The organism is Streptomyces milbemycinicus (assembly GCF_002154605.1).
GTDB classification, from domain to species: domain Bacteria; phylum Actinomycetota; class Actinomycetes; order Streptomycetales; family Streptomycetaceae; genus Streptomyces; species Streptomyces milbemycinicus.
Genome location: NZ_MUNE01000578.1, coordinates 1 through 6,565 on the forward strand (window position 1 = coordinate 1; position 6,565 = coordinate 6,565).

The window sequence follows — 6,565 nt, forward strand, 5'->3', positions numbered from 1 at the left end:
GCCCTCACCCTCGCCCCCGCCGAACACCTCACCTCGGTCACCCTCACCCGCGGCACCAAGGACGACCGCACCCGCCTCTTCTCCGCCGCCTTCACGACGGACGCGGGCCGCCACCTCGCCGCCGGAACGCCGACCTCCGACGCCGTGACGTACACCGCCCCCGCGGGGTGGCAGATCACCGGCTTCACGGGGCGCGCGGGTGATGAGATCGACAAGTTGGGAGTGGTGTACGCGCGTAAGTAAGAGGTTCACCCAGGCCAAGTAAGCTACGGCCCCATGCGTGATCTTGCGGCCGGGTTCGGCTATCTGGTGAAGGGGCAGCGCTGGGTGGCCCGGCACGGACGGTGGTGGGGGTTCGGGATGATTCCCGCCCTCATCACCCTCGTCGGGTACGCGGCGGCGCTCGTCGCGCTGTTCTTCTGGACCGACGACGTCATCGACTGGTCCACCCCCTTCGCCGACGGCTGGCCCTCGCCATGGCTCGACGTCTTCCGGGGCGCGCTCGCCGTCCTCTTCGTCGGCGTCTGCCTCTTCCTCGCCATCCTCACCTTCACGGCGGTCACGCTGCTCGTCGGCCAGCCCTTCTACGAATCCCTCTCCGAACAGGTCGACATCTCCGAATCCGGCACCGCGCCCGAGTCCGGCCTGCCGCTGTGGCGCGAGCTGTGGATCGGCCTGCGCGAGGCGATCGCGCTGGTGATACGGGTCGTGCTGTGGGGCGTGCTGTTCTTCGCGCTGGGCTTCGTACCGGTGATCGGCCAGACCGTGATCCCGGTGCTCGCCTTCTGCGTCACGGGCTTCTTCCTGACCGAAGAGCTCACGTCGATCGCGCTGCTGCGGCGCGGTGTGCTCCTCAAGGAGCGGCGTCGGCTGCTGAAGGGGCGCCGCATGTTCACCCTGGGCTTCGGCGTACCGCTGGCGCTGGCCTTCCTGCTGCCGCTGGTGGCTGTGTTCCTTATGCCGGGGGCGGTGGCGGGGGCGACGCTGTTCGTGCGGGATCTGATGGGGGAGGAGGCGCGGGCGGACGACGATGAGGACGGGGACGACGACCGTACGCAGCCGGGCTACCCTGCGGCGCCCTACCCCTCGTCCTCGCCTTCGGCGGGCTGACTACGTCGACCGCCGACGATTCCGGAGCGCAGCCGTAGCGGCTACGGGGTGAAGCGAACCGTCACGTTCGCCCAGCCATCCAGACTCGCGTACCGCCATTCGCCGACTTCATCAGCCGACAGCATCGCCTCGGAGTACAGGGCTGCGACGAGGAGTTTCCAGGGCTCGTCTCGCTCGGCGGTTTCCTCTTGGGCCAGGTCCCGTAGCGATTTGGAGGCCGCTTTGAAGATGGCGGTGCGGATATCGAAATACCGCGTGTGGTCGGCTTTTCCTGTGGTGACGCCGGATGTGCTGATGAACGTCCATACGGCGTGCCAGGGGCCATCTGCCATGGGGGCTCACTCCGGCGAAGTGCTGCCTCGTTGGCGCTGGGCGTGAAGCTTGGCGATGGCGCGTAGCTGCCGCCGCTCGTACGCGGTGGCCGGTCGCACCGAGGCACAGTGCGATCGCCATTTGAGGCCGGTGGGGCGGGTGAGGCAGACCATCGGGCCGTCGAAGTCGGCGATGGTCGCGGGCATGTCGTAGTGCCGGTCGTAGACCACCATGCCGACCGCGAGACGGGGCAGGGTGGTGGTCCAGTCCGCGCGGTTCACTTCGCCCCCCGCGCCAGATGCTGAGCGATCTGTTCGCCCAGAGCCACCGACTGCTGCCGCAGTTCCTCCAGGGTCGGCCGGTCGCCGCCGCTTTGCTGCCCCTGCTGTTCGTCGGCCTGTCCTGGCGGATTTGTGGTTTCGCCAGCCATCGATCGCTCCTCTCCGTAGTGTTTCCACTACTGGGAGCGCCCAGCGTGGTCTACAGGCGGGGTGTCTTCAACGTTCCAGGCACGGAGGACACATTGGTAAACCTGAAGGAGTTGAACCCGGACGCTTCGCCCCAAGCGGCCTACGGGGCGCGTTTACGCAGCAAGCGGGAAGCGCGCGACTGGACTCAGGACCAGTTGGGTGAGCGGATGGGTTACTCGGGGAGGCATATTTCGGCGGTCGAAACAGGCTGCAAACCGCCAACGCGCCGGTTCTCGCGGTGCGCGGACACGGCCCTCGGGCTCACCGGGACCTCAGACTCGTTTGAACGCGCGTGGGGGGAGCTCCGGAACGGCAGTCTGCTGGAGGGATTCCCGGAGTACGTCGGGTACGAGGCCCAGGCAGTAGAGATCCGGGTGTTTGAGGTTGGGATCATTCCCGGCTTGCTTCAGACACCCGCGTACGCACGGGCGCTGGCAGACGGTGATGTACGCCGGGGCACCATCACGCCCGAACAAGCAGCTGAACGAGTCTCGGTTCTGGCGGAGCGGCAGGCGGCACTCGTACGGTCCCGGCCGCCCACGATGCTCGTAGTGATGGATGAGAGTTGCATCCGACGTCCAGTCGGCGGCGCCGAGGTCATGAACGAGCAGCTGCAACACCTCGTGGAGGTCGCTGCGTTGCCGAACACCCATCTTCAGGTTGCTCCGTACGGCATAGGCGAGCGACGACCGTTCAACTTGCCCGTCTACCTGCTGACGATGTCGGATTGGTCCATGATGGCGTATGCGGAGTCACAGGCCCGGGGATATCTGGACCGCGAATCCACCTACGTTCAGGCCACGTTGTCGGCCTACCATCAGTTGCAGGCCGAAGCCCTGTCACAAACAGAATCCGTGGCCATGATCGAGCAGGTACGAAAGGGCACCCCGTGACGACCGATTCCCCCCGCTGGTTCAAGTCCTCCTACAGCTCCAACGGCGGCGCCTGCGTCGAGGTCGCCGCCAACCTCGTCGCCTCGCGCGGCATAGTCCCCGTCCGTGACAGCAAGGAGCCGCATGGCCCGGCGCTCGTCTTCGAGTCGTTCGCCTGGTCGTCGTTCGTCGCCGCCGTCAAGGGCGGGGAGTTCCCCGCCGTCTGACCACGAAGCAACGCGAACTCCCTCCTGCCCCGCGCTGCGAAGCCGTCGCGCGGGACAGGGGTCGGCCTACTCCTCGTCCTCTCCTTCGGTGAGCTGATCGAGCAGGGCGGCCAGCCACTCGACGTCGTGGCGATTGGAGAAGTTGTCGGGCGGCGCGAGTGAGGCGTACGCGGTCCGTAGCGCGGAGATGTCTTCCGGGGTGAGGGGAGAGCCGAGAGAGCGCAGCCCGTCCACGGCTTCCTTGACCCCGTACAGACTCCAGATCTCGGTGTCGCCCGCACGCACCGCGAGCGCCTTCCGGTACGCGGCGGCCGCCTCGCCCTTCTTGCCGCAGCGTGCCAGGAAGCTGCCGAGCTGTGTGAATTCGTGGTCGTGCGTGGCCACTGCGGACCACCGCCGGAGCAGATCCTCCAGAGCCCCCCGCTCGCCGCACCGCTCCAGCATCCGGGCCAGATCTGCCAAGTCCCGCGTGGGCAGGTGGGGGGAGGCGGCCGCTTCGAGCAGCAGGGCCCGTCCCTCCTCGGGGCGGAGCGCGGACAGCAGCCGCAGGGGCTCGGTGAGAGCCGCCATCTCCCAGGTGTCGGGATCGCCCATGCAAGCGCGCACCAGGGTCAGCGCGAGGCGGCTGGTCTCGTCTTCTACCCCCGCACCGGCGAGGAGCCGGGCGATTTCCAGTCCCGTACCCCCCGATACCGGCCGCCGAGACAGCGCGATGAGCGTGTCGACCGCCGCCGCGTGGAACTCTCCGCCGAGCAGGTCCTGGACCGCGCGCAGAGCAATTGAGACCTCAGTGTCGGGGTGGTTGGCGATGGCCAGCAGCGCCTCCAGACCCCGCGGGTCTCCGGCCTCTACGAGGTACTTGGCGATATCCACCGCCTCGGCCAACGGCATGGGATGGGCGAGGCGTGCCTCCGTGGCGTTCCGTACCTCGTCGACATAACCCTCGCCATGCAGTGTGCGAGCGATTTCGGTCCAGTGGGGCCCGTACAGCGGGGGTGAGGTGCCGTCCTTTCCGGGAGCGAGTGCGGCGAGGGCCGGCTCCGGTACGCCCGTTCGCACCAGCACGGTGTACGGGGTGGCGTTCATTTCGTCGGACGGGAGTGGGGCGCCGAGGATCCGCCGTGCGACAGCCGCAGCCGCCTCATCCCGTCCGGCGGACAAGTACGCTTCGGCAGCGGCGCACAGAGCCTGGACGATGTCCCCGAGCCAGTACTCCCACTCGCCCCTCCACAACGGGCTGTCAGGGGGCGGCAGGTCCTCGACCATGGCGAAGAGCGCGTTGGTCATGGAGTCCGCTGTGTCATACGCACCCGCCTGGATCAGTAGCCGCATATCGTCCTTGTTGGGCAGCCGGTCACCGTCGGGGGCCAGGTCCAGCAGGCGCAGCAGCGATACCGTGTCGCCCAATGCGACCGCGCAGTTGCCGAGGAGGAAACGCCCCAGATCGTCGTCGGCCGGCAGTGACACATCGGTGAGGACACGTCGCACGGGGCCGTGGATCCGGCTGCCCAGGGCCAGCAGGTAGTACGCCGCGGCGATCCGTCCTTCACTGACCGGACCGCTCCAGGTCCTCCCGGAGTTCGGCGACGCATAAGTCGTGTGCTCAATCTGCCGCGACGCCAGAAGACGCTCGGCCTTTGCCAGCGCAGCCTCGAAACCGAAGATGCGCCCGAGCGCGACGACGGCACCTGAGCGCACGGTGATGCTGAGCCGATCGTTGTCGGCCATGGTCACCACGGCCTGGTATGCCGCGCCGCGCATGGGTTGGGCGGCGATCAGAGCGCAGAACTCCTGTGCGTGCCAGGGAGAACCAGCCCTCTCGAGCAGTCGGTTCAGCACCGAGGTGGTGAGGGCATCGGGCACCCGCACCCCCTCCGCCAGCAGCCGCCCGGCCAGCGCCGCGTGGTCGTCCGGAACACTGCTGTCCCCGTCCAGGACGACGATGCTGGTCCCTCGGTACTTGCCAAAGAGGTCGTAGTCGTCACTACTCCGCAGCAGCCACCCCACCAACGCCTCCGCATCGGCCCCCGCCCGCCTCGCCCAACACGCGATGGCCAACACCCCGAAGTCCCGCCGCTCTCCCCGCAACGCATCCCGCACCAACTCGTCCCGCAGCGGCTCCGCCCCCGGCCAGTCGGCGGGCAGCCGACTCGCCGTGTCGTGGGCGGCCAGGTATTCCGCGAAGCTGCGGTGAGCCCAGTGCAACTCGCCCGAGCCCTTCTCGTTCAGCAACAGTCCTGCGCCGCTCAGCAGACCGGTGACCACCTCGCGCCACCCGTGCAGGAAGTCCGTGGGCTCGTCGGCCTGCTGGGCGATCCACCGCAGCGCCTCCTCCAGCAGCGGTGCGTCAGTCGTCAGTGTGTTGTGGGCGAGCGCAGTGAGCAGCGGGACGCGCGCGCCGTACAGCCACTCCGCGAGCCGTCGTGAGCCGCCCGCCTGAGCCACGGCCCGCAGCAGCCCGGCCCGCCGTTCCTCCTCCCCTGGACGGCCGCTGAACAGATAGCGGACGCACTCCTGGTACAGGCCGGGGCGACCGGTCGGGAGCCCGGCTTCCGGGGCGCGGCGGAAGATGGACAGGGTGATCGCCGCGACCAGGGGCGTACGGACCAACTGTCGTAGCCCGCTGCGTTCGACCTCCAGCAGGAAAGCTTCGGCCCGCTCGCCGTACCCGTCCAGCCAGCGGTGGGCCAGTTCGCGGAGCTGGGACTCGTCGAAGGGCGCGAGGGCGTACGAGGCGAGGCCCGCGTCGCGCAAGGGGGCCAGCTCGTGCGGGGGCAGGAAGCGGGTGGTGACGAGCCAGCGGTACGGGCCGGATGCGCGGGCGTTGGCCTCGACGATGGAGATCACGCGGCGCCGCGCCGCCGTGTCCACGATCTCGTCCAGGCCGTCGACCAGAAGCAGCCAGGACGCACCACTCGACTCGAAGAGATCGCGGGGGAGTTCGGCGCTCAGATGGCCCCCGAGCCGCCGCATCACCGACGTGCGCAGCAGGGCGGGCAGCGGGGCGCCGTGGGTCAGGTCGACGGCGGGGATGCGTACGGCGTGTTCCCGCGCCCCGGGCGTCTCCGCACCGCGCCGCGCCACCCGCTGCGTGAACGTTGACTTGCCAGCCCCCGCCTCGCCCTCGATCAGCACATGCCGGTGCCGGTCCAGGATCTCCTCGGCGGGGACGGGTTCGGGGGCCGCCGCTTCGGTGTGTTCCACCACCCGCTGGTGGACATAGACCCGTTCCAGAGCAGGAGCGTCGGCGTCCAGGAAGCGGTAGGGCTGGACGTCGGAGTCCGTGCGCTCGGCGCTCAGCAGGGCCCGTATGGCCTCCTCCCGCTGCCCCGCGCGCCCGGCGGGCACGCGGACCTCCCGCAGCCCCTCCCGTCGGGCGGGAAAGCCGGTGAACAGGGCGAGTTGGGCCGCCTCAGCCTCGCTCAGCGCCTCGTGCCAGCGGTCCACGCGTGAGGCCGTGAGCCGCCCCAGACCCTCCGAAGCGTGATGCTCGATGACGACACCGATGAGATGGCCCTCGCTCCACACCGCCGCGCCCGACATCGCCTCCCAGGGGGACACCCCGGGGTCGGGG

7 protein-coding genes are annotated in these 6,565 nt (G+C 69.1%); 4 read left to right on the forward strand and 3 right to left on the reverse strand.

Features of this window, described 5'->3' with window-relative positions; translation table 11 throughout:
* Together CCN51_RS38810 and CCN51_RS38815 are read left to right on the forward strand one after the other, a co-directional pair.
* The coding region (locus CCN51_RS38810; protein ID WP_281262476.1) for a jacalin-like lectin at window positions 1-243 on the forward strand (243 nt) is incomplete at its 5' end.
* A 33-nt stretch (window positions 244-276) separates the two neighbouring features.
* Window positions 277-1,110, forward strand: coding sequence for an EI24 domain-containing protein (locus CCN51_RS38815; RefSeq protein ID WP_014179994.1), 834 nt, complete (start codon window positions 277-279; stop codon window positions 1,108-1,110).
* A 41-nt stretch (window positions 1,111-1,151) separates the two neighbouring features.
* Here the strand turns inward: CCN51_RS38815 and CCN51_RS38820 are convergent, their stop codons facing one another.
* Together CCN51_RS38820 and CCN51_RS38825 are read right to left on the reverse strand one after the other, a co-directional pair.
* Window positions 1,152-1,442 carry a hypothetical protein gene (locus CCN51_RS38820; RefSeq protein ID WP_086860654.1) on the reverse strand — a complete coding sequence of 97 codons (291 nt, stop codon included), beginning with the start codon at window positions 1,440-1,442 and terminating at the stop codon, window positions 1,152-1,154.
* A 6-nt stretch (window positions 1,443-1,448) separates the two neighbouring features.
* The gene (locus tag CCN51_RS38825; RefSeq protein WP_014179996.1) at window positions 1,449-1,703 is read right to left on the reverse strand and encodes a hypothetical protein; all 255 of its coding nucleotides are present in this window, start codon (window positions 1,701-1,703) and stop codon (window positions 1,449-1,451) included.
* A gap of 242 nt (window positions 1,704-1,945) precedes the next feature.
* Here CCN51_RS38825 and CCN51_RS38830 point away from each other — a divergent pair, with 242 nt between their 5' ends.
* Window positions 1,946-2,785 carry a helix-turn-helix domain-containing protein gene (locus CCN51_RS38830; RefSeq protein WP_043491743.1) on the forward strand — a complete coding sequence of 280 codons (840 nt, stop codon included), beginning with the start codon at window positions 1,946-1,948 and terminating at the stop codon, window positions 2,783-2,785.
* Entirely contained in the window at window positions 2,782-2,991 is a 210-nt protein-coding gene (locus CCN51_RS38835; protein ID WP_014179998.1) for a DUF397 domain-containing protein, read from the forward strand. Before CCN51_RS38830 ends, CCN51_RS38835 begins: the two co-directional genes overlap by 4 nt.
* 66 nt (window positions 2,992-3,057) lie before the next feature.
* Here CCN51_RS38835 and CCN51_RS38840 read toward each other — a convergent pair.
* A partial coding sequence (locus CCN51_RS38840) for an NACHT domain-containing protein (RefSeq protein ID WP_143676019.1) occupies window positions 3,058-6,565 on the reverse strand: 3,508 nt, incomplete at its 5' end.